This is a genomic window from Leucobacter chromiiresistens, assembly GCF_001477055.1.
GTDB lineage: Bacteria > Actinomycetota > Actinomycetes > Actinomycetales > Microbacteriaceae > Leucobacter > Leucobacter chromiiresistens_A.
In genome coordinates this window covers 1-636 of sequence record NZ_LDRK01000186.1, presented here as the reverse complement: position 1 = coordinate 636, position 636 = coordinate 1, and the positions used below count along the sequence as shown (strand labels likewise).

Below are 636 nucleotides of genomic sequence, written 5' to 3'. Positions count from 1 at the left end.
GTCTCGTGGGCTCGGCGCTGGCGGAGCCGGCGTCGTCGCGGGTGGAGGACACGCCCTCGCCCGTCCCGGCGCCGGCCGTGCCCGCGGCACCCACCGCGGTGCCGCCGGCGGCCGCGGCCACGGCGCCGGCCGGGGCGGCCACCAGATCCGGGGCGTTGGATTCGGTGGGTACCTCATCCGCGGCCAGGTTCTGCTTGGCCAGATCCGCCTCGCGCTGATCCTTGGAGCGGAAGCCGAAGATCAGCACCCCGGCCATACCGCCGAAGAAGGCGATGGCCAGGCCGATGCAGAACAGCGGGATCGGCTGCATCGCGGGGATGGACAGCAGGGAGGTGAACGCGAAGGCGTAGGAGCGCACGCCCATCCAGGAGATCAGACCGCCGGCGATCATCGCGGGCACCAGGATCAGCGGGAACACGCGCTTGTACCGCAGCACCACGCCGTACAGGGACGGCTCGGAGATGCCGCCCAGCAGACCGGAGACCGCCGCACCCGTGGCCGTCTGACGCAGCTCCTTGTCCCGCTTGGCGCGGATGGCCACACCGGTGACCACGCCGAACACCGCGAAGTTGTATGCGGCCATCGGGGACTGGATGAAGTCGTAGCCCAGGGTGGACAGGTTGGAGATCATCACGG

General features: G+C 70.8%; 1 pseudogene. It reads right to left on the bottom strand.

Features of this window, described 5'->3' with window-relative positions:
* Positions 1-636 (bottom strand): annotated as a pseudogene (locus NS354_RS12995) (PTS beta-glucoside transporter subunit EIIBCA); the annotation flags it as partial.